General features: G+C 69.1%; 18 protein-coding genes. 11 read left to right on the top strand and 7 right to left on the bottom strand.

The genetic code is table 11. From position 1 onward, the window contains the following. Nucleotides 1-347 precede the first annotated feature (347 nt). Together ACZ5ZX_RS24985 and ACZ5ZX_RS24990 are read right to left on the bottom strand one after the other, a co-directional pair. A complete protein-coding gene (locus tag ACZ5ZX_RS24985; protein WP_465504395.1) occupies nucleotides 348-1,790 on the bottom strand; it encodes an aromatic amino acid ammonia-lyase in 1,443 nt (480 codons plus the stop codon). 36 nt (nucleotides 1,791-1,826) lie between these two features. After that, a complete protein-coding gene (locus ACZ5ZX_RS24990) occupies nucleotides 1,827-2,297 on the bottom strand; it encodes a group II truncated hemoglobin (RefSeq protein ID WP_465504396.1) in 471 nt (156 codons plus the stop codon). 101 nt (nucleotides 2,298-2,398) lie between these two features. Between ACZ5ZX_RS24990 and ACZ5ZX_RS24995 the strand changes: the two genes are divergently transcribed. After that, on the top strand, nucleotides 2,399-2,740 hold the full coding sequence (locus ACZ5ZX_RS24995; protein WP_465504397.1) for a winged helix-turn-helix transcriptional regulator: 342 nt from the start codon (nucleotides 2,399-2,401) through the stop codon (nucleotides 2,738-2,740). Here the strand turns inward: ACZ5ZX_RS24995 and ACZ5ZX_RS25000 are convergent. Further along, on the bottom strand, nucleotides 2,734-3,042 hold the full coding sequence (locus tag ACZ5ZX_RS25000) for an ArsR/SmtB family transcription factor (RefSeq protein WP_037304077.1): 309 nt from the start codon (nucleotides 3,040-3,042) through the stop codon (nucleotides 2,734-2,736). The genes ACZ5ZX_RS24995 and ACZ5ZX_RS25000 overlap by 7 nt on opposite strands. Nucleotides 3,043-3,206: 164 nt before the next feature. On the opposite strand from ACZ5ZX_RS25000, the gene ACZ5ZX_RS25005 reads away from it, so the two are divergent. From ACZ5ZX_RS25005 to ACZ5ZX_RS25040, 8 genes are all read left to right on the top strand, one after another. Continuing rightward, complete coding sequence (locus tag ACZ5ZX_RS25005; protein ID WP_465504398.1) at nucleotides 3,207-4,430, top strand: glycoside hydrolase family 18 protein; 1,224 nt, start codon at nucleotides 3,207-3,209, stop codon at nucleotides 4,428-4,430. Between the two features lie 99 nt (nucleotides 4,431-4,529). Continuing rightward, complete coding sequence (locus ACZ5ZX_RS25010; RefSeq protein ID WP_465504399.1) at nucleotides 4,530-5,195, top strand: DUF2461 domain-containing protein; 666 nt, start codon at nucleotides 4,530-4,532, stop codon at nucleotides 5,193-5,195. Nucleotides 5,196-5,305: 110 nt separating this feature from the next. Further along, nucleotides 5,306-6,730 (top strand): pyruvate kinase, encoded by a 1,425-nt coding sequence (gene pyk, locus ACZ5ZX_RS25015; protein WP_037304072.1) that lies wholly within the window; start codon nucleotides 5,306-5,308, stop codon nucleotides 6,728-6,730. A 354-nt stretch (nucleotides 6,731-7,084) separates the two neighbouring features. Then, a complete protein-coding gene (gene tesB / locus ACZ5ZX_RS25020) occupies nucleotides 7,085-7,984 on the top strand; it encodes an acyl-CoA thioesterase II (protein WP_465504400.1) in 900 nt (299 codons plus the stop codon). 462 nt (nucleotides 7,985-8,446) lie between these two features. Then, nucleotides 8,447-9,364, top strand: a complete 918-nt coding sequence (locus ACZ5ZX_RS25025) for a helix-turn-helix domain-containing protein (RefSeq protein ID WP_465504401.1) — start codon at nucleotides 8,447-8,449, stop codon at nucleotides 9,362-9,364. Nucleotides 9,365-9,376: 12 nt separating this feature from the next. After that, nucleotides 9,377-9,586, top strand: coding sequence for a DUF397 domain-containing protein (locus tag ACZ5ZX_RS25030; protein WP_465504402.1), 210 nt, complete (start codon nucleotides 9,377-9,379; stop codon nucleotides 9,584-9,586). 163 nt (nucleotides 9,587-9,749) lie between these two features. Continuing rightward, entirely contained in the window at nucleotides 9,750-9,962 is a 213-nt protein-coding gene (locus ACZ5ZX_RS25035; protein WP_465504403.1) for a hypothetical protein, read from the top strand. A 63-nt stretch (nucleotides 9,963-10,025) separates the two neighbouring features. Then, nucleotides 10,026-13,049 carry a helix-turn-helix transcriptional regulator gene (locus ACZ5ZX_RS25040; RefSeq protein WP_465504404.1) on the top strand — a complete coding sequence of 1,008 codons (3,024 nt, stop codon included), beginning with the start codon at nucleotides 10,026-10,028 and terminating at the stop codon, nucleotides 13,047-13,049. A gap of 73 nt (nucleotides 13,050-13,122) precedes the next feature. Here the strand turns inward: ACZ5ZX_RS25040 and ACZ5ZX_RS25045 are convergent, their stop codons facing one another. The 4 genes from ACZ5ZX_RS25045 to ACZ5ZX_RS25060 form a co-directional block, all read right to left on the bottom strand. Next, nucleotides 13,123-14,736: a succinic semialdehyde dehydrogenase gene (locus tag ACZ5ZX_RS25045; protein WP_465504405.1), complete on the bottom strand. Its 1,614-nt coding sequence runs from the start codon at nucleotides 14,734-14,736 to the stop codon at nucleotides 13,123-13,125. 116 nt (nucleotides 14,737-14,852) lie between these two features. After that, nucleotides 14,853-15,677 (bottom strand): hypothetical protein, encoded by an 825-nt coding sequence (locus ACZ5ZX_RS25050; protein WP_465504406.1) that lies wholly within the window; start codon nucleotides 15,675-15,677, stop codon nucleotides 14,853-14,855. Between the two features lie 103 nt (nucleotides 15,678-15,780). Beyond that, entirely contained in the window at nucleotides 15,781-16,740 is a 960-nt protein-coding gene (locus tag ACZ5ZX_RS25055; protein ID WP_465504407.1) for a hypothetical protein, read from the bottom strand. Nucleotides 16,741-16,749: 9 nt separating this feature from the next. Continuing rightward, a complete protein-coding gene (locus ACZ5ZX_RS25060; protein ID WP_037304058.1) occupies nucleotides 16,750-17,364 on the bottom strand; it encodes a TetR/AcrR family transcriptional regulator in 615 nt (204 codons plus the stop codon). Nucleotides 17,365-17,470: 106 nt separating this feature from the next. Here ACZ5ZX_RS25060 and ACZ5ZX_RS25065 point away from each other — a divergent pair, with 106 nt between their 5' ends. Further along, nucleotides 17,471-18,622, top strand: coding sequence for an acyl-CoA dehydrogenase family protein (locus ACZ5ZX_RS25065; protein ID WP_465504408.1), 1,152 nt, complete (start codon nucleotides 17,471-17,473; stop codon nucleotides 18,620-18,622). Nucleotides 18,623-18,650: 28 nt separating this feature from the next. Beyond that, nucleotides 18,651-19,799 (top strand): CaiB/BaiF CoA transferase family protein, encoded by a 1,149-nt coding sequence (locus ACZ5ZX_RS25070; RefSeq protein ID WP_465504409.1) that lies wholly within the window; start codon nucleotides 18,651-18,653, stop codon nucleotides 19,797-19,799. Nucleotides 19,800-19,889: the final 90 nt, after the last annotated feature.

Consider the following 19,889-nt stretch of genomic DNA (forward strand, 5'->3'; position numbering starts at 1 on the left):
GTCGGCACTTCTGCGGTGCATACTCCCTCGAGGTCCGCGCCCGCCGCCCGTGTCGCGAACACCGCTGCTCCAGCGTCGAAGCGTGATGTCCTGAAGGCCCCCGTTGAGACCTTCAACGTCTCAACGGGGGCCTTCAGGACATGCCATACTTGAGTTACCCCTCAATAGAACCCCACTTAGCATTCGCGACCCCCTCGAAGAACCTTGCAAAGTAACCAAATCGGGCCCGTACTTCGAAAGTGTCCCGTGTGGACGGTTGCGAGGGCGGTGGGTCCTCTTTTGCCGAGTCCGCGACCACTTCAACTTCAGCACGCCATATTTGCCTTACGGATCGATGAATGCAGGGGTCAGACGAGCGCGAGGGGGTCCAAAAGGGACACCGCCCGCGCGATGTCCTCGGTGAGCGGCCGGTCTTCGAGACTCGGGTCGAGCACGGCCGCGGCGGCCTCGTAGGCGTCTCGCGCGGGCAGGGCGACGAGTTCGGCCTTCCGCATCCGCAGCGCCCGGACGGCCGCGACCAGTTCGCACGCCAGCACCTGCTGGTACGCCGTCCCGGCCGCGGTCGCCGCCCGCGCGGCCTGGGTGGAGAAGCTCGCGTGGTCCTCGATCCCGCGTGAGACGACGGCGGTGCCCAGCGTCGCCGGGAGCGCGGCCTGCCGCAGCTCGGTGAGCGCGTCGTGCGCGACGTACTCCAGGATCATCACCCCCGAACTGCCCGACGGCCCGGCCGCGAGGAACGGCCGCAGCCCGGTGAACTCCGGCTCCACCAGGTCCCCAAGCCGGGCCACCGACAGCTCGGCGACCTGGTGGATGGTCGCGCGGACCTGGTCGAGCGCGGTCGAGACGTACGCGGTGTGGAAATGCGCGTGGTGATAGGCGTCCTGGTGCACCGTCGAGATCATCGGGTTCTCGGTGCTGGCGTTGATCTCCACCGCGAGCACGTCGCGCAGGTAGTGGATCGCGTCCAGTGCGGGGCCCTGCACCTGCGGGAACGCCCGGAGCCCGAACGGGTCCTGGATACGCCGCCCCGGCCGGGGCGTGCCCTCCATCCCGAGCAGCCGCCGCATCTCCGCCGCGCACGCGACCTGCCCGGCGTGCGGCCGGGCCTCGTGCACGGGGGTCGCGTAGGCCTCCGGGTTCCCGTCGAGCGCGATGTAGGTCAGCGCGGCGACGACGTGACTCGCTCGCGTCAGTGTGTCGAGCCGCATGGCCGCGAGGGTCGCTTCGGCCAGCGTCGCGGCGTTGCTGCTCATGAATGCCAGCGCGTCGCCCGCCCGCGCCGGGACGGGAGGCACGTGCCCGGCCAGCCACGGCCGTTCGCCGGTGAGGGCGAGCGCGGTCTCCGCGAGCGGTGCGAGGTCGCCGGTGCCGATCGCGCCGAGCCGGTGCACCAGCGGCAGCGCCCCGGTCCGGACGGCGTCCGCCAGCGCCCCGATCAGCTCGGGGCTGAGCCCGGACCGCCCGGCCAGCAGCTGGTTGAGCCGGATCAGCATCATCGCCCTGGTCTGGCCCGCCGACATGACGTCGCCGCTGCCACCCGCGTGACTGCGCAGCAGCCTCAGGCCGTGATCCGGCGACTCTCCCTCGCCGACCGGGTCCTCTTTGTTGGCGCCGACGCCGGTGGTGCGGCCGTAGACGATCCGGCGCGTACTCAGTTCCTCGGCGAGTTTCCACGCGCTTTCCGCGCCGCGCAGCGCGGCGATCGAGACGTCAATGCCCAGCGGACCCTCGGTGTTCGCGGCGGTCACGACGTCCGCGCAGCGCAGGGTCCGGCCGTCCACCCGGATCACGGAGGCCTCCTTTCACGACCGCCCCACTATGACGCCTCAGTCCGACGGCGGCTGCCACGGCGGGCGGTTGCCCCAGTCCCACTTGGGCATCGGCTCGGGAACGGTGACCTCGCGGCCGGGCTGGGAGAACATCACCGCGAGCCTGCTGCCCCATTCGACATAGGCGGCGAACGCGGAGCGGAACTCCGGGTCGGCCGGGAGCCCGGCCTCGTCGGCGGCGTCGAAGAGCAGGTTCACCCAGCGGCGGCGCTGCTCTTCGGTGATGGCCCTGCCGAGGTGCCGTCCGACCATGTGCCGGTGGCCGCCGTGGTCGTGGCTGTAGGTCTCCGGCCCGCCGAAGACTTCGGCGAGCCAGACCGCGACGTGCTCGGGGTGGCCGGGGTCCATGTCGCGGAAGACCGGCTCCAGCAACGGGTCTTTCAGGACGTGGCCGTAGAAGAGGCGGGTCAGGCGCCGCAGGGCGTCCATCCCGCCCGCCCATTCGTACAACGTCGGCGTCTCGGTCACGTACTGTCCTCTCAGCGGTGATCTTCCGGTCCGGCAAGGCAACCACCACCGGCCGCTCCGGACAACCGCTTACTTTTCGGTGCGTACCAACGGGAGTGGCGATGAAGCGGTACCACTGCGCGGTCGAACTCGCCGTCGACGTCCTCGGCGGCAAGTGGAAGCCGGTGATCCTGTCGCAGCTGAAGGAAGGCGTGCACCGGTACGGCGAACTGCGGCGACGGATACCGGGCGTCAGCGAGAAGATGCTGACCCAGCACCTGCGTGAGCTGGAGGCGGACGGCCTCGTGCGCCGCGAGAGCCTGGACGGCCGGGTGCCGCGCGTCGAGTACCGGCTGACCGAGGACGGGGAGCGGTTACGCCCCGCACTCCAGGCGCTCTACGACTGGGGTGTCCAGCGGGCCGCCGCCACCGGTGTCACGTTCGAGCCGTTACCTATTCACTGACTGTCCTCGTCGAGGTGTCGCTCTAGCGCGTCGATCCGGCCCTCCCAGAAGCGGCGGTACGGCGCGAGCCAGGCGTCGACCTCCGCGAGCGGCTCCGGCCGGAGCCGGTAGCACCTCCGCTGCGCGGCGACGCGGACGGTGACCAGGCCCGCCTCGCGTAGGACACGCAGGTGCTTCGATACGGCCGGTTGGCTCAGTTCGAGGACCTCGACCAGCTCGTTGACCGACCGTTCGCCGTCGCGCAGGAGGTCGAGGATGGTCCGCCGTCGTGGTTCGGCGAGGATCTCGAAGGTCTGCATCATCCGGGAAATGTGCCCTGTGCGGCATATTTCCGTCAAGGAATGTTCGAAAATGTCCATCCGAAAGTCTTGGTCTGAACCATTGACGGAGTGGTCTAGTCCACTTAGCTTGTGCGTGTCCCGCCGCGATCTTCTCGTCACTCGCGGTGATCTCGAAGGGAGAACGCATGTCCCGTCTGAGCAGGTTCACCGCGATCGTGGGCGCCGCGGCCGTCACGCTGGGCGCGCTGACCGTCGCCGCGCCGGCACCGCAGGCGACCGCCGCGGCACCGGCCACTTCGGACGCTTCGGTCGGCAAGGTGCTCGGGTACTTCGCCGAATGGGGCGTCTACCAGCGCAACTACCATGTGAAGAACATCGACACGTCGGGTTCGGCGAGCAAGCTGACCCATATCAACTACTCGTTCGGCAACGTCACCAACGGCGGTTGCGCCCTCGGTGACGCCGAAGCGGCGACGAGCAAGTTCTACGACGCGGCCTCCAGTGTGGACGGTGTGGCGGACTCCTGGGACACGGGCGCCCTGCGCGGGAACTTCAACCAGCTGAAGAAGCTCAAGGCCAAGTATCCGAACCTCAAGGTGCTGTGGTCCTTCGGCGGCTGGACCTGGTCCGGCGGATTCGCCGAGGCCGCGAAGAACCCCGCCGCGTTCGCGGACTCCTGCTACAACCTGCTCAACGACCCGCGCTGGGCCGGGGTCTTCGACGGTATCGACATCGACTGGGAGTACCCGAACGCCTGCGGTCTCTCGTGTGACGCCAGCGGCGCGGCCGCGATCAAGAACCTCGCGCAGGCGCTGCGGGCGAAGTTCGGCTCGAAGCTGGTCACCGCCGCGATCACCGCGGACGGCACGTCCGGCGGCAAGATCGACGCCGCCGACTACGGCGGCGCGGCACAGTACTTCGACTGGTACAACGTCATGACCTACGACTACTTCGGCGCCTGGGCCGCGCAGGGACCGACCGCCCCGCATTCGCCGCTGACCGACTACGCGGGCATCCCGACCGCCGGCTTCCACTCCGACGCCGCGATCCAGAAGCTGAAGAGCAAGGGCGTCCCGGCGGGCAAGTTGCTGCTGGGCATCGGGTTCTACGGCCGTGGCTGGACCGGTGTCACCCAGGAGGCCCCTGGCGGCACCGCGACCGGTCCGGCGGCGGGCACCGAACCGGGCATCCAGGACTACAAGGTCCTGAAGAACACGTGCCCGGCCACCGGCACCGTCGCGGGCACCGCGTACGCCAAATGCGGCAGTGACTGGTGGAGCTACGACACCCCGGCGACCATCGGCGGGAAGGTCGCCTACGCGAAGGACCAGGGTCTCGGCGGCGCCTTCTTCTGGGAACTGTCCGGGGACACCCCGGACGGCGAACTGATCACCGCTCTCGCCAAGTAAGCCTCGCGGGGAAGCGCGTGAAGGCCCCCTTCCCTCGGCTCAGCCGAGGGAAGGGGGCCTTCACGCGAGTCCGTCGGTGGCGGGGATTACCGTCACCCCATGGGTTTCGAGGGTTTCGGTGAGTACGCCATCGACTTCTACGACGGTCTCGAGGCCGACAACTCCAAGTCCTACTGGGACGAGAACCTGGCCACCTACAAGGCCGACGTCCGCGCGCCGATGGAGGCGCTGCTCGCGGAACTGGTCGCGGAGTTCGGGGACGGTTTCGGCGAGGGGAAGGTCTTCCGTCCGTACCGTGACGTCCGGTTCGCCAAGGACAAGACGCCGTACAAGACCCACTGCGGCGCGGTGATCGAGCAGGGACGCGGCGGTGGGGCCTACTACGTCGAGGTCGGGCCTGCCGGGCTGCGCGTCGGCGGCGGCTGCTTCCACTTCGAGTCCGACCAGCTCGCGCGCTTCCGCAGGGCCGTCGACACCGAAGTCCACGGCACCGAACTGGCCAAGCTGCTCGCCAAGCTGGAGAAGGCGGGCTGGGAGATCAAGGGCGATCGCCTCAAGTCCAAGCCGCGGGGCTTCGCCGAGGATCACCCGCGCATCGACCTGCTGAAGTACCGCTCGGTGTACGCCGTCCGGGGCTGGGAGCCGGACGACGTCCTGCACGAGCGGGGTGCGCTCGATCGCGTGCGGAAGGCGTGGCGGCAGGTGCGGGCGTTCAACGAGTGGGCGCGAGACCGGGTCGGGCCGAGCGAGAAGCCGCGCCGATAACCGTCGAACCCTGTTCGGTGGTTGTCCATCCTCCAGGTGAACTGACACTTTTCTTGAACTTTCGGTATCGGTAAAGACGGATCACCGATGAGGGACTACGCTGTACGAACGTGAGCCGACGCGCGAAGATCGTTTGTACCCTGGGCCCCGCGACCGCTACGCCGGAGAAGATGCGGCAACTCGTCGACGCCGGGATGGACGTCGCGAGGATGAACTTCAGTCACGGGACGCACAGCGACCACAAGCAGGTCTATGACCTCATCCGGTCCGCCGCCGCCGAATCCGGCCGCGCGGTGGGCATCCTCGCTGACCTTCAGGGGCCGAAGATCCGTCTCGGCACCTTCGCCGGCGGCCCGGTCGAGTGGCACAACGGCGACATCGTGCGGATCACCGTCGAGGACGTCGCGGGCACCCACGACCGAGTCTCGACCACCTACAAGGGACTCGCCGACGACGCGAAGCCCGGTGACCGCCTGCTGGTCGACGACGGCAAGGTCGGCCTCGTGGTCAAGGAGGTCGACGGCCCGGACGTCGTGTGCGAGGTCACCGAAGGCGGCCCCGTCAGCAACAACAAGGGTGTCTCCCTGCCGGGTATGGACGTCTCCGTGCCGGCGCTGTCCGAAAAGGACATCGAGGACCTCGAGTTCGCGCTCGAACTCGGCGTGGACTTCATCGCGCTGTCGTTCGTCCGCTCGCCCGCCGACATCGACCTGGTCCACCAGGTGATGGACCGCGTGGGCAAGGGCCGCCTCCCGGTGGTCGCGAAGATCGAGAAGCCCGAAGCGGTCTACAACCTCGAAGCCATCGTGCTGGCCTTCGACGCGGTGATGATCGCCCGTGGTGACCTCGGTGTCGAACTCCCGCTGGAGCAGGTCCCGCTGGTGCAGAAGCGCACCATCCAGATCGCCCGCGAGAACGCGAAGCCGGTCATCGTCGCGACGCAGATGCTCGAATCGATGATCAACAGCTCCCGCCCGACCCGCGCGGAGGCCTCGGACGTCGCCAACGCGGTGCTCGACGGCGCCGACGCCCTCATGCTCTCCGGCGAGACCAGCGTCGGCCGCTACGCCATCGAGGTCGTCCAGACCATGGGCCGGATCATCGAGGCCGTCGAGACCGACTCCCCGGTCGTGCCGCCGCTGTCGCACGTCCCGCGCACCAAGCGCGGCGTCATCTCCTACGCCGCCCGCGACATCGGCGAGCGGCTGAACGCCAAGGCGCTGGTCGCCTTCACCCAGTCCGGTGACACGGTCCGGCGGCTCGCGCGGCTGCACACGCGGCTGCCGCTGCTGGCGTTCACGCCGGAGGAGAGCGTCCGCAGCCAGCTCGCGATGACCTGGGGCACCACCACCCGCATCGTGCCGAAGGTCGGTTCCACCGACCAGATGATCCAGCAGGTCGACCACGCGATGCTCGAAATGGGCAAGTACGCCAAGGGTGACCTCGTGGTCATCGTCGCCGGTTCCCCGCCGGGAACGGTCGGCTCGACCAACCTCATCCGGGTGCACCGTCTCGGCGAGGACGACCACGCCTGACGCCGGTCACCGCACGCGCGTGGCCCTCGGCTGTGCCATGAAAGGTCCTTTCCTTGCAAATTTCGCAAGGAAAGGACCTTTCATGGCGTCTTTTGCCCTGGTTCATGGACTCGATGATCGCCGCAGCCGGTGTGACCAGTGCTGCTGCTGAGGCTCGCGACGGCCTCCCGGGCCGTCCCACCGTAGGTATCCGAAACACCCTTGGCCAGAACCGTCGTTACCACTCACGACGGCCCGCGCTCCCTCCCAACCCGGACCACGGAAGCCCACCCGACAAGTCCCGAAGGTGGCCTTCGCGACAAACGTCCCGCCTGACGGGGGCCCAGGGCACCCTTACGGCCTAAAGTCCATGACATGACTGAGATGGCCAGGGAGGCCGCGGCCGGATTCGACACCACCGGCGGAGTGGGCGGTCAGCCCGTGCTCGACCGGTTGGTCGCGCTGCTGGACTTGGAGAAGATCGAAGAGAACATCTTCCGCGGCGTCTCACCGGCCCATTCGCCGGTGCGCGTGTTCGGCGGGCAGGTCGCGGGGCAGGCGCTGGTCGCCGCCGGCCGGACGGTGCCCGAGGAGCGGAAGGTCCACTCGCTGCACGCCTACTTCATCCGCGGCGGCGACCCGAGTGTCCCGATCGTCTACGAGGTCGACCGCATCCGCGACGGCCGTTCGTTCACCACTCGCCGGGTCGTGGGCATCCAGCACGGCAAGGCGATCTTCTCGCTGTCGGCGTCGTTCCAGAAGGACGAGGGCGGCATCGAGCACTCCGAGACCATGCCGGACGTGCCCGATCCCGAGTCGCTCCCGACGTTGCAGGAGCGCGCCGAGGGCTACCTCATGGGCCACCTCGACCGGCCGCGCCCGATCGACCTGCGCTACGTCAACGATCCGCCGTGGGTGACCCGGAAGTCCGGTGAGCGCCCCGCCAGGAACCAGGTCTGGATGCGGGCCGACGGCAAGCTCCCGGACCAGCAGCTGCTGCACGTCTGCGTCCTGACCTACGCCTCCGACATGACGTTGCTGGACTCGGTCCTCGCGCGGCACGGCGTCTACTGGGACCTCGACAAGGTGCTCGGCGCCAGCCTCGACCACGCGCTGTGGTTCCACCGCCCGTTCCGGGCCGACGAATGGTTCCTCTACGACTCCGCGTCGCCGACCGCTTCGGGTGCCCGTGGGCTGGCGACGGGCCGGTTCTTCGCCGCGGACGGGACGCATATCGCCACCGTGGTGCAGGAGGGCCTTCTCCGGGTGGTGTGAACGGTGACGTTCCGCATCAGAGGGCGTTTCGTCCACCCTTTAGAGGGAATGGCGAAACGCATTAACATCTGGAGCCAGAGCATTAAGTAATGGCCGCGGGCATAAAGGGAGGGCCGGAACCGATCGGGGGACGGCTCCGGCCCTGCACCGGGGGTGAATCCGGCTTCGACGGGTATCCTTCCGGAGTCCCATCGGTGCAGCTCGCGGCCCCGCGCCCGTGCCGCGAGCGGATGCGCGACCGCCGGTGAAGGCGGGCGTACCGCGTTGCACGATGCTCAACCTACAACGGCAATCTGCAAATTGCAGGATGAAAATCCGGAAGTGTCGGAAAATGGTCCTGTGACCATCTCACCGAATGTGTCTCGGGCTGGTTAGATGTGCTTCGTGCGAGGTTCGGCGAACACCGTTCTACTCGCCGTGTCGCGATCGGTGTAGCTCGGACAGCCCTGTGGAGGTGCCGTGATGACGAGGGGTCAAGGGCCCACCGTGCGCCGCCGGAGACTGGCGAGCGAACTGAGGCGGTTGCGTGAGGCGGCCGATCTCACCATCGACGAGGTGAGCGAGAAGCTCGAATGTTCGGCGTCGAAGGTCAGCCGCATCGAGACGGGCCACGTCGGTGTCACCCCGCGCGACGCGCGCGACATGCTCGAGCTGTACGGCATCGCGGGCGACGAGCAGGAGGCGCTCGTCCAGCTGGCCAGGGAAGCGCGCAAACGCGGCTGGTGGCACGCGTACAACGAGGTGTTCACCGGCACCTTCGTCGGCCTGGAGGCGGACGCGAGTTCCCTGCGCGCGTTCCAGGCGCTGCTCGTGCCGGGACTGCTGCAGACCGAGCGCTACGCCAGGGCCGTGATCAGGGCGATGCGGCCCGACGCCGAGGAAGCCGAGGTCAGGCGCCGGGTGGCGGCGCGGATGGCGCGGCAGGAACTGCTGACGGACCCTTCGCCGCCGGAGTACTGGGCGGTGATGGACGAAGCGGTCCTGCATCGCACGGTCGACGGTGCCGAGGTGATGGCGGAACAGCTGTACCGGATGGTCGCGATGGCGGGGCGGGCGAACGTGACCATCCAGATCGTGCCGTTCGGCGCGGGTGCCCATCCCGGGATGGAGGGTCCGTTCCTCATCATGGGCTTCCCCGAACTGGCCGATACCGACGTGGTCTACGTCGACAGCACCTCCAGCGGGCTCTACCTGGAGGAACCCCCGGACGTCCGGCGATACGCGTTGATGTTCGACCATCTCCGTGCCGCCGCGTTGAAACCGGACGACTCGGTCGAGGTGATCGCCGAGGCCGCCGGAAGGTTCGCCGAACAGGCGGCCCTCCCGAATACACCGCAGTATCGAGACCTCGGTGTGCTCGAGGTCCCTGGAAACAAGTAAGGAGCGGGGAGCATGACGCCCAACGATGATCTTTCCCAGGCCCACTGGCGGAAGAGCAGCCACAGCGGTGGCGGCAACGACTGCGTCGAGGTCGCCTTCACCGGTTCCGGTGCCGCGCTGAGGGACTCGAAGGATCCCGAAGGAGGAGCCTTCCGTCTTTCGCCGCACGCTTGGCGTGGGCTGCTCGGCGCGGTGCGCCAGAGTGGCCCGGCTCACGACTAGAGACGCTGAACTTCGACCCCTTACGCCCCCCGAGCAGGGGATGGGCGGGAGTAAGGGGTCGAATCACGTCCGGGTGTAGGTGATCACCCGATGCCGCGAGGCACCCCTCAGGACGAATCTGGTCACTACCAAACCAGGTAGTGAGTTCCTAAGGGGAAACGTGATGCACAGCAATGACGCGATGCTCGTCGGAGTACTGGCCGAGGTGGCCTACCGGCGGGAAGAGCTGCAAAAGGCGGGCCGCAGTGTCTGGGTCGACCGGGCTCGGCGGGCGTCCAAGCGGGTCCGGGCGCACCGAGCCGAAGTCCGGGTGCCCGTCCAGCAGCGCCGCGAAGCCGGGCAGATGCCCGCTCGCAGCGGTGAGATCACCCGGTAGAGGCCGAGTGCGATGAAGCTCTCGGTGAAAACCCAGGCGAAGTTGTCGGTCCGGTAGGCAAGAATGCACCTCGTGCCCCGTCTTGGCTCCGGAATCCCGATCGTCGCCCGCACTCAGGAGATGCGGCAGCTCCGCGCCGCCTTCGCCCGTGCAGAACGGGCCGAGGCCGGCGCGGTGCTGCTCTCCGGTGACGCCGGTGTCGGCAAGACCCGTCTGCTGACCGCGCTCGGCGAATTCGCCGCGGGCACGGGCGCCCTGGTGCTCACCGGGCGCTGTATAGACGTCCGCGAAGGCGGGCTCCCTTATCTTCCGTTCGCCGAGGCGCTGGCGCCCCTGGCGACGACCTCGGATCCCGCGGTCACCGCCGCGGTCCGGGCCCGGCCGGCGCTGGGCAGGCTGCTCCCGCAGATGCAGCAGGCGGAGGACTACCCCGCCATCGAAGACGGTCAGCTCACCGCGAGCGAACGGGTGTCGACGCAACGGCTCGGGCCCGAACAGGACCTCGGCCAGCTCCAGCTGTTCGACGCGGTACTGGGGGTGCTGACCGTCATCGCTCAGCGCCGGCCCGTGGTGATCCTGCTGGAGGATCTGCACTGGGCCGACGGTTCCACCAGGAACCTGCTGTCCTTCCTGCTGACGAGGCTGCGCACCCAGCGCCTGCTGGTGGTGGCGAGCTATCGCGAGGAGGACGTCCACCGGCGGCATCCGCTCCGGGCGCTGCTGTCCGAGGTGGTGCGGCTGGGCGCGGTCGAACGTGTCGAGGTCAAGCCGTTCGGCGCCGAGGACGCGCGTGCCTTCGTCGAGGCGCTGGCCGACGAGCCGATCGGCCAGGATCTGATCGCCGACATCGTCTCCCGGTCGGAAGGCAATCCGTTCTTCGTCGAAGAGCTGCTCGCCTCCGCGAAGGACTGCCGCGATCTCCCCGCCGGGCTGGCCGAAGTGCTCCTCGCCAGGGTGGAACAGCTTTCCCAGACCACGCGCCGGGTGCTGCGCGTGGTCTCGGTCGCCAAGGACTCGGTGGCGCACGCCGCGCTCGCCGAGATCTCCGGGCTGGACGAACTCGAACTCGACGAGGCGCTGCGCGAGGCGGTGCAGCATCACGTCCTGGTGATCGAGAACGGTTTCTACACCTTCCGCCACGCGCTGCTGCAGGAAGCGGTCTATGGCGACCTGCTGCCCGGGGAGCGGGTGCGGATGCACGCGGCGTACGCGGCGCGCATCCGGAACCGGACCCAGAGCCGGGGCCAGTACGCGCGGCTCGCGCACCACAGCCTGGAGAGCAAGGACTTCGTCACCGCGCTGGCCGCGTCGCTGCACGCGATGGACGAGGCGGAGAAACTGGGCGCGCCCGGTTCCGCGCTGCGGCACGTCGAGCAGGCACTGTCCATCTGGGACGCCGTACCCGCCGCGGACCGGCCGTCGGACGTCGACGAACTCCGCCTCCTGCACGAGGCGTCGTACTTCGCGAGCACGTCGGGGGAGCCGGAACGCGCGGTCGCCTATTCGCGGTCCGCGACCGAGGCCCTCGGCCCCGGCGTCGGCAACGAGCGGGCGGCCAAGGTCTGGCGACGGCACGCGGAGGCGCTGCTCTCGGTCGACGGCACGCTGGACGAGGTCGTCGACGCGATCGACAAGGCCTGGGAGCTGGTCGAACACACCGAGGCGAGTTCCGCGCGGGCCTGGGTGCTCGCCACCCGTGCCGGGATCCTGCGCTTGATCGACAGGCCCGACGAAGCGCTGCAGTGCGCGCTGGCCGCGGTCGCCGACGCCAGGGCCGTCGGCGCGGACGGGGCGGAGGCGGCGGCGCTGGTCTCGCTCGGGACGCTGGCCGATTCGGCGGGCGACGTCGAGGAGGCACGGGAGCGGCTGCGCGAGGCCGAGCGGAAGGCCAGGGATTCCGGCGCGCTCAACGGCGAACTGCGGGCGCTGCACTTCCTCGGGCTGAGCTACGACGACAGGGCCGAGATCCATTCCGCGCTGAAGTACTACGCCAAGGGCATCCAGCGGGCCAAGGAGACCGGGCTGACCTGGAGCTCGTTCGGCATCGAGCTGCGGACCAAGCACCTCACGCTGCGGTATGTCAGCGGGGACTGGCCGGACGACGACGACGCCGGCCGCGCGGGCCGCGGGGTTTCGAGTGTCGTCGCGGGACGGTTCCTGGGGATCTGGGCGCAGTTCGTCGTCGGCCGGGGCCGGTTCGAGGACGCGGACAAGATCCTGCCCAGTCTGCGACAGCACTGGAGCGCGGACTATTCGATCGCGCTGGCGTCGGGTGACGCGGCGATCCAGCTCGCGTCGTGGCGAGGGGACCACGCGGGCGCGGTGCGCCAGGCGCGTGAGCTGATCGACTGGCTCGAAGAGGTCGAACCGGCGGTGCTCGGCGGGATCCGGATCAGCGTGCACGGCCTCGCGGCCGCCGTCGCGCAAGCCGCCGAAGCGCGGGTCCGGGGCGATCTGGCGATGGTGGAGGCCGCGGTGGCGTCGGGCGAGAAGATGCTCGCCCACGGGCGCCGGTGCGCCGAACACGGCATCCCGCGTTCGGTGCAGCTGGGCCCGGAGGCCCTGGCGTGGCTCGCCCGGCTGGAGGCGCTGGGCGCCTGTCTGCACGGCGCGGGGGAGCCGGCGTTGTGGGCGAAAGCGGTCGAGGCGTTCGGGTACGGCGCGGTGTACGAGCAGGCGATGTGCCGTCTGCAGCACGCGAAATCCCTGCTGGCTTCCGACGGCGACACCGAGCTGGCCGCGTCCGAGTTGCTGGCCGCGTACGCGGTCGCCGACCGGCTGGGTGCCTGCCCGCTGCGGGGAGCCGTCCGGGAGCTGAGCCACCGGGCACGCGTCGAACTGCCCGGGGAGCCCGCGGCTCCGCGTCGCGACGTCGTCGACCCGCTCACCGACCGCGAACGGGACGTGCTGGAGCGGGTCGCGCTCGGCCGGACCAACCGTCAGGTCGGCGAGGAGCTGTACATCAGCGAGAAGACGGTGAGCGTCCATCTCTCGCGCGTGATGGCGAAGCTCGGCGCGAGCCGCCGGGCCGAAGCCGTCGCGATCGCCTACGACCGGGGCCTGCTGGCCGCCCCGACCTCTTCCTGACCCGCGTTTCGTCCTCTGGATGCGGTACTCGCGGACGCAACCACCGCATCCAGAGGACTGAACGCAGGGGAAATCAGCGGCGCGGGAGGCGGCGGAGGACCTTCAGGCTGGCGCTCAGGGCTCGCGCCCACAGCTTCGGCGGGATGCCGCGGCCGGGGCGCAGCGGCATCCCGCGCTGCAGCGCGATCGCCTGGGCCTCGGTGTACTTCAGCAGCCCTTCGGCACCGTTACGCCGCCCGACGCCGGACTCCTTCATCCCGCCCATCGGCAGCCCCACGGTCCCGAAGGTCGCCGCGAAGCCTTCGTTGACGTTGACGGTCCCGGCCTTCAGCCGCGCCGCGACCTCCCAGCCCGCGCGGCCGTTGCGCGACCAGACACTCGCGTTCAGCCCGAACTGCGTGTCGTTGGCGCGCTCGATCGCTTCGGTGACGTCGGTGTAGCCGTAGATCGACACGACCGGACCGAAGGTCTCCTCGGCGAACAGCTTGACGTCCTCGGTGACGTCGGTGAGCACGGTCGGCTCGTAGAACAGCGGGCCGAGGTCGGGCCTGGCCTTACCGCCGGTGAGCACCTTCACGCCCTTGGACCGGGCGTCTTCGACGTGCGCCGACACGGTCGCCAGCTGGTCTTCCGAGGTCAGCGAACCCATCTGCGCCTGGTAGTCGAGGGCGCCCCCGAGCCGCAGCGCGGCGGTCTTGGCGACGAAGGCGCGCGTGAACTCCTCGCGGATGGACTCGTGGACGTAGATCCGTTCGACGGAAACGCACAGCTGGCCCGCGGAGGAGAAGCACGCGGTCACCGCGCCCGCGGCGGTCTTGGCGATGTCCGCGTCGGGCAGCACGATCATCGGGTTCTTGCCGCCGAGTTCCAGCGAGTAGCTCGTCAGCCGCTCCGCCACCTTCGCGGCGAGACCCTTACCCGTCGGCGTGGATCCGGTGAAGCACAGATAATCCGATTCCTCGACCAGCGCGTCACCGATCCGTGAACCGCGGCCGAGCACGATCTGCCAGACGCCGGCGGGCAGCCCCGCCTCCTCGGCGATCTCCTGCAGCCACAGCGCCGAAAGCGCGGTCTGGTTGTCCGGCTTCTGCACGACGGCGTTGCCCGCCGCGAGGGCGGGCAGGACGTCCATCGCGGTGAGCGCGAGCGGGTAGTTCCACGGGGAGATGATCCCCACGACGCCCTTCGGGTGCCGGAGCTCGCCGACCTTCGTCAGCACCGGGATCAGCCCGGCGGCACGACGCGGCGAAAGGATCTTCGCGCTGTGCTTGCCGTAGTAGGCGGCCACGAGCGCGGTGGCGCTGACTTCGTCGAAGGCGTCCATCCGCGCTTTGCCCGCCTCGATCTGCACCAGGTCGAGCGCCTCTTCCTGGCGCTTCAAAACGAGGTCGTGCAGGCGGATCAGGATGCGCTGGCGGTCTTCGACCGAGCGTTCGGCCCACGAGCGCTGCGCCTCCCGCGCCTGGTCGAAGACGGCGCGGACGTCGGCGTCGGTGGCCTGGGGGAGCGTCGCGATCGGTTGTCCGGTGAACGGGGCGCGCATCTGGACCGGCGCGGAGTCCTTGCCGCCCACGACCCGCCGCACGAGCCGTTCCGCCCTCGCCGCGGCCGGGGCGCCGGGGACGCCGCCGATGGTCGCCGGGCCTTCGGTGTGCTGGCTCGCGCTCGCCGGTGTCGTGCTCGTCATGCCGTCTCCGTTCCATGCGGCGTGGAGCCGGGAGGCGCCACGCAGAGCCCAGGTGTTACCGACGAGTACAGCATACTGCCGGTATGGAGACTGTCCAGCGCTGATATGAATAAGTTTCACATATTGCCGGGTTGGGGCGGATTGTCGGGGGACGGGCGCAGGATGTCCTGCTGCTGCAACGCCGACCCCGCCGGTGGTGTCGGAGGAGACGGCGGCTCATAGGCCTGAGGTGGCGGTTGCTGCGGATACTGCTGCTGAGGGACGCTCGGTGGGTAAGGAGCATAGGCGACCGGATAAGGGGCCTGAGGGGGCGACACGGGCTCCCGGCGATTGGCCACGATCGCCAGGACGATGGTGAGCAACGCCACGAGTCCGCCCGCGAGCAGGATCCAGAATCCGCCCCCGGTGCCGTAGCGCGAGACGAACCGGCCGGTGTCCTGGCCGAAGCTCAGGCTCGCCGAGATGTCCATGCCGAGCATCCAGACGCCGATCGCGGTGCCGGCCCCGCCGGCGATCAGCAGTGTCCTCGACGTCGTCGCCGCGGGCGAACCCGAATTCCGCCGGTACGAGGCGAAGCCCACCGCGGCCCCGGCGAACAGCGTCAGCGCCGCGGCGGACAGCGGGATGCCGTACCGGGCGACATGGGTCTTGTCGTAGAACTCCTTCTCCTCCGCCGAGGGTTCGATGTCGAAGGACCGCGCCCACCCGGTCTCGGCGAATTTCGACACCGTCTTGCCTTCGGAGATCTGCTCATAGGTCGACTGCGGAAGAAAGGTGGCGACCAGGACCAGCAGCCCGGCGAAAACGCCCATCATCGCGGCGAACAACCGGGGGAGCCGCGCGTCGGACGGCGGACGCGGTGCGGCCACGGGAGTTTGGACGGGCTGCATTGCGCCGAACGGACCAGTCGGCTGGTACGGCTGCTGCTGCGGCGCGCTCATGGTGGGCTCCTCCGCCGGTTCTGTTGTCCAGCAAGGAATTCCACCACGAATCGGCCGTGGAGATAAGTGTCACCTGTGCTCTGGTGAACGATCTCCGCGCGTGCTACGCGGGGAGTTTCGGCCAGGCGATGGCCGCCAGTTCCCGCGCGACGCGGCACGCGTCCGGTGCCTGCACGGCGAGAATGGCGTGCTCGACCTGGTCCCGCTCCGGGTCGGGTCCGCCGATGTGGCTCGTGAGCACCGTGCAGCCGCCGGAGACCTCCTGGACGAAGGACCGGCGCCCGCCCAGGCGCTCCTCTTGTACGTCCCCGGCGGCCTTCGGATGCGGGCCGAGGCCGAATTCCATCCGGACGAGCCGTGGCGCGCCTTGGTCACCCCAAAGGCATTGGTGGCCGGAGAGATCGCCTTTCCCGGAGACCGCCTCGCCCAGCCGCGCGGAGACCTCGGTGCCGGACAACAGTGCGGAGCAGGCGTCCAGCCGGGCCAGCGAGCCATCGCGGTATTCGAGATGCCTCGCCTGCTTCCCCGTCGCGAGTGACCGGGCGACACCGTCCAGGATCTTCGTGGCCACGGTCAGCACCTCCGGTCCGGCCGCTTCCCGGTTTTCGAAGAACGTGCCGATCCGCAACGAGGAATCGTCGGTGAAGAGCAGGTGGAGAAGAGGCTGGCCTTGAAGATCCGAACGGACCACGCGCAGACCTCGGGGGAGCGACGGCTCGGTGACCGGGGTGGCGGTCGCCAGGCGTTCCTTCGCCCGGTCGTCCGGGAAGCCGAAACTGATCAGGGCCGCGGATCCCGCGATCCTGATCTGGAACGAGCAGGCGCCCATGCTGAGCGTCGGTTCGGACAGCGGAGAAGTCGTCTTCTCGATCTCGGAGAAGTCCAGCAGGCCACAGAAGTCCACCGTCGCGGGGTCGCCGAGCGCTTCGCGCAGCGTCAGGGGCCCTGTCGGGGGCGGGGCCGCCGAGGTGGGCGGCGGGGTGTCCGGTGATGGCGTCGCCGCGCAGCCGGTGAGCATGAGAACGGCCGTGGTCAGTGCGGCGAACGCCGTCGATCTCCCCATGGCGGCAGCCTACGGGGACGCGTCCTCGTACAACATCACCGCGACCCGCTTCCATTCGTCGAGCAGTTGCCGTCGCCGTTTCGGGTCACCGCCGAGTTCGGCGTCCAGCGCGAGGCCCCGGGTGAGGTTCACGGTCAGCCAGAAGAGGATCTCCGCGCGTTCCTTCGGCAGCTCCCCGGCGATCGAGGTGATGTGCTCCAGCGTCGAGCGGCCGAGCGCGCGGTCGACCGGGCGGATCGCCTCGCGCAGTTCGGGGTCGGTCCGCGCCGCGACCCACAGTTCCGTGGCGGCCGTCGACAGCGTGCCCGAATAGCCCTCCCACAGCAGGTCGATCGCCGCCGCGACCCCCGATGCGCCGCCGGGGAGCGCGGCGATCGACGCGGCCAGCCGTCCGCGCAGTTTCCCGGTCAGATGCTCGACGGCGGCCGCCATCAGCTCGGCCTTCGCCGAGAAGTGGTGCTGCACGGCGCCCTTCGACACGCCGGCGCGGGCACAGATCTCCTGGACCGAGGTGCGCGCGTACCCGAGGTCGACCAGGCAGTCGATGGTCGCGTCGAGCAGGGCGGTCCTGGTCTGCTCGCGGCGCTCGGCCTGTGTCCGGTGGGTCTTGCCCAGTACGGCCATCGAACCTCGACCCCCTTTACGTGCAGCTCGGTACGGATGTACATTCCGGTTGGAACTTACATCCTAAGCGTCATGTTTTCCAGGTCCTGATCAGGAGGCGTTGGCCGTGCCCTTGCAGATCCAGAAGAGTTCGTGGAGCACGACGGAGCTCGAAGACCTCCGGGACCTCGCCCGGACCTTCTGCCAGAAGGAACTCGTGCCGAACCAGGAGCGCTGGGCGGCCGAGAAGAAGGTCGACCGAGAGCTCTGGACCAAGGCGGGCGAAGTCGGCCTGCTGGCACTGTCCATCCCGGAGGAGTACGGCGGTGGCGGCGGCACGTTCGCCCACGAAGCCGTGCTCTACGAAGAGCAGGCCCGCTCCGGCGACAGCGCGTGGGGTGTCACCGTCCACAATGGAATCGTCGCGCACTACATCCTCGAGTACGCGGGCGAAGAGCAGAAGAAGGCGTGGCTGCCGAAGTTCGCCTCCGGTGAGATGGTCGGCGCGGTCGCGATGACCGAACCCGGCACGGGATCGGATCTGCAGAGCATCAAGACCCGCGCGGTACGCGACGGCGACCACTACGTGATCAACGGCGCGAAGACGTTCATCACCAACGGTTTCCACGCCGATCTCGTGGTCGTCGCGGTGAAGACCGATCCGGACGCGGGCGCGCAGGGTGTCTCGCTGATCGCCGTCGAGACCGACACCCCGGGCTTCAGCCGCGGCCGCGTCCTCGACAAGATCGGCCTCAAAGGCCAGGACACCGCGGAGCTGAACTTCGACGACGTCCGCGTTCCCGCCGCCAACCTCCTCGGTGAGCAGGAAGGCCTCGGCTTCATCCAGCTGATGCAGCAGCTTCCGCAGGAACGGCTGATCATCGCCGTCACCGCGGTCGCCGGGATGGAGGCCGCGATCGACCAGACCATCGCCTACACCAAGGACCGGCAGGCCTTCGGCCGCCCGATCTACAACTTCCAGAACACGAAGTTCAAACTCGCCGAGGCCGCGACCGAGGCCGCGGTGTCCCGCGCGTTCCTCGACCAGTGCATCGAACGCCATCTGCGCAAGGAACTCGACGTGCAGGGCGCGGCGATGGCGAAGCTGTGGACCACCGAGCGGGTCAACAAGGTCGTCGACGACTGCCTGCAGCTCTTCGGCGGCTACGGCTACATGTCCGAATACCCGATCGCGCGTGCCTGGGCCGACATCCGGATCTCCCGGATCTTCGGCGGCACCAGCGAGATCATGAAGGAAATCATCTCCCGCACGCTCTGAGTGATCCGCTGGCGTAGAAAGGAAAGACGTGGCGAAGAAGGCCGGCCCGCTGAGCGGGCTCAAGGTCGTCGAACTGGCCGGGCTCGCCCCGGCCCCGTTCGCCTGCACGATCCTCGCCGATCTCGGCGCGGACGTCATCCGGGTCGACCGGGCGACACCGGGCAACGACGTGATCGGCTTCCCGAACGATCCGCTCGCCAGGGGCAGGCGCTCGATCGGGATCAACACCAAGACCCCCGAGGGGGTCGAACTGGTGCTGAAACTCGCCGACGACGCCGACGTGCTCATCGAGGGTTTCCGCCCCGGGGTGGCCGAGCGGATGGGCATCGGGCCGGAGCAGGTCCACGCCCGCAACCCGCGGCTGGTCTACGGCCGGATGACCGGTTACGGCCAGGACGGGCCGCTGGCCACCGTGGCCGGGCACGACATCAACTACATCGGCATCTCCGGCGCGCTCGAACCCATCGGGCACGCCGGGCAACGGCCGGTGGTGCCGCTCAACCTCGTCGGCGACTTCGGCGGCGGTGGCCTCCTGCTGGCGATGGGCGTACTGGCGGCGCTGTTCGAACGCCAGTCGTCCGGCAAGGGACAGGTGGTCGACGCGTCCATGGTGGACGGTGCGGCCCTGCTGACCACCAGCCTGCACGGACTGCTGAACTCCGGGCTCTGGCCGGGCGGACGCGGCGAGAACATGCTCGACGGCGGCGCGCCGTTCTACGACACCTACGAGACCGCCGACGGCAAGTACGTCGCCATCGGCGCGATCGAGATGCGGTTCTGGGGCGACCTGGTGAAGGTCCTCGGGCTCGATCCCGAGGAGACCCCGGTCCACGTCGACAAGAACGAGTGGCCGAAGCTGCGCAAGATCGTCGCCGAAGCCGTCGCGAAGCACACCCGCGACGAACTGGTCGCGAAGGCCGAGGGCACCGACGCGTGCCTGACGCCGGTGCTCGCGCCGGGGGAGGCGCCGTCGCATCCGCACAACGTCGCGCGCGGGACGTTCGTCGACATCGGCGGAGTGGTGCAGCCCGCGCCCGCGCCGAGGTTCGACCGCACCCCGGCCGAGACGCCGGAACCGCCGCGGCCCAAGGGCGCGGACACCGCCGGCGTCCTCGCCGAACTCGGGGTGGACGCCGAGGGTGTCGAGCGGCTCAAGGCCGCGGGCACCATCGTGTAAGCCGAAGGTCGCGTGAGCTGAAGGGGACTTTCCCCGCATGAGACGCGGCGAAAGCGTCCTTCACCGCATGGCATGCGGTGAAGGACGCTT

This window comes from Amycolatopsis sp. NPDC033938 (assembly GCF_055575975.1).